Here is a 1,823-nt window from a genome sequence, read left to right on the forward strand (position 1 = left end):
CGGGGCGCCAACGTTCGGGGCGCCAACGTTCGGGGCGCCAACGTTCGGGGCGCCAACGTTCGGGGCGCCAACGTTCGGGGCGCCAACGTTCGGGGGCTTAGGGCAGTTCGTGGGGGAACGCCTGGGCGGCGGTGCCGCCGGGGGCTCGGGTGCTCAGGGAGCCGGCGGCTGCGGCCCAGGCGACGGCCTCCGTCAGTGGGCGGTCGGCCAGGCGGGCGGCTAGGAAGCCGGCGTTGAAGCTGTCGCCGGCGCCCGTCGTGTCGATCACGTCTACCGGGCGGCCGGGGGCGGTGCAGGTGCCGCCGGGCCACCAGGCTCGGGCGCCTCGGGGGCCGTCCTTCATCACCACCGCGGTGCCGTTGCGCACCAAGGTGGCGGCGGCCTCGTCGGGGTTGGGGAGGCCGGTGATCGCTTGGAGTTCGGCTGCGTTCGGGAGGAAGACGTCGGTGTTCTGCAGGATCGCCGTCAGGGACTCCCACTTCTCGGTTGGGTCCCAGTTGGTGTCCAGCGACGTGGTCAGGCCCAGCCGGCGGGCTCGGTGGAAGATTTCGGCCAGGCCGGTGGACAGGGCGGGCTGCAGGTAGAGCGATGCCACGTGCACGTGCTTTGCCCTGGTCAGCAGGTCGTCGGTCAGGTCGGTGGGGCGCAGGGCGGAGATCGTGCCGGGGAGGGTGAGCATGCCTCGGTCGTCCGGTTCGGACAGGACCACCGTCAGGCCGGTCGGGGCGCCTCGGCCGTCGGCGGGCAGCAGGGTTACGTCGCGGGCCGCCAGCTGCTGGCGCACCAACGTGCCGAAGACGTCGTCGGCTACCGCTGCGAACAAGGCCGTGCGCAGGCCCAGCCGGGCGCAACCGGTGGCGGTGATCGCGGCTGAGCCGCCCAGCACCAGGTCGGCTGCCGTGAGCAGCTGCTCGGCCTGACCGAAACGGGGGCGCACGTCGCCGCGCAGGAGCAGGTCGGGGTTGGCGTCACCTACCACCAGGACGTCGAACTCGGGCACCGCTTGGCCTCCACTGTCCATATGAACAATCCGTGAGCACCATACGCGCATGATCGGCTATTGACACCTGCGCGTTCGATCAGTTCAATCGAGTTCGACGCGATCGAGCCCAGCCGGTAATCAGTCCGGCAGCCGGTTCGCCAGGGCGGCGAGGCCCGAGGCGGGGCAGATCCTCTCCGGAGCCTCGCCATGATCGTCACCGTCACGCTGAACCCGGCCCTCGACCTCACCTACGCCGTCGACGCCCTGGTTCCGCACGGCACCCACCGGGTTTCGACGGTCGCCGAGCGGCCCGGTGGCAAGGGCCTGAACGTCGCCCGGGTCCTGCATTCGCTGGGCGAACCGGTACTGGCCACCGGACTGCTCGGCGGCACCACCGGCGGCCGGGTCGCCGCTCTGCTTCGCACGGAGGGCGTCGCGTCGTCCTTCGTGGACATCGCGGGCGAGACCCGGCGGACGGTCGCGGTTGTCGACGGGGCCGACGCCACCGGCTTCTGGGAACCGGGTCCGGCGATCACCGAGGCCGAGTGGTCCCGCTTCGCCGATCACTTCCGGAGCCTGCTGCGCGAGGCCTCGGTGATCACGCTCAGCGGCTCGCTGCCGCCCGGCCTGCCCGCGTCGGCCTACGCCACCCTGATCGCGTACGCGCGGGAGGCCGGCGTCCCCGCCCTGCTCGACACCAGCGGCCCGGCCCTGCGACACGGCCTGCTGGCCACCCCGGCACTGGCAAAACCAAACGCCGACGAGCTCGCCTCCCTGCGTCCTCCACCGACAAGCCGCGACCGAGCCGATGCGCCCGCATACGGCGCAGAGCTAGCCGGCG

2 protein-coding genes and 1 pseudogene are annotated in these 1,823 nt (G+C 72.2%); 2 read left to right on the plus strand and 1 reads right to left on the minus strand.

What is annotated here, in order from left to right; translation table 11 throughout:
* Positions 1-84 (plus strand): annotated as a pseudogene (locus tag Ate02nite_RS49785) (pentapeptide repeat-containing protein); the annotation flags it as partial.
* A gap of 13 nt (positions 85-97) precedes the next feature.
* On the opposite strand, the gene Ate02nite_RS04410 reads toward Ate02nite_RS49785, so the two are convergent.
* Entirely contained in the window at positions 98-1,000 is a 903-nt protein-coding gene (locus Ate02nite_RS04410) for a carbohydrate kinase family protein (RefSeq protein ID WP_239147117.1), read from the minus strand.
* A gap of 189 nt (positions 1,001-1,189) precedes the next feature.
* Here Ate02nite_RS04410 and Ate02nite_RS04415 point away from each other — a divergent pair.
* Positions 1,190-1,823: 1-phosphofructokinase family hexose kinase (locus Ate02nite_RS04415; RefSeq protein WP_239147118.1), on the plus strand; the 634-nt coding region annotated here is incomplete at its 3' end.

The organism is Paractinoplanes tereljensis, assembly GCF_016862435.1.
Taxonomy (GTDB): Bacteria; Actinomycetota; Actinomycetes; order Mycobacteriales; family Micromonosporaceae; genus Actinoplanes; species Actinoplanes tereljensis.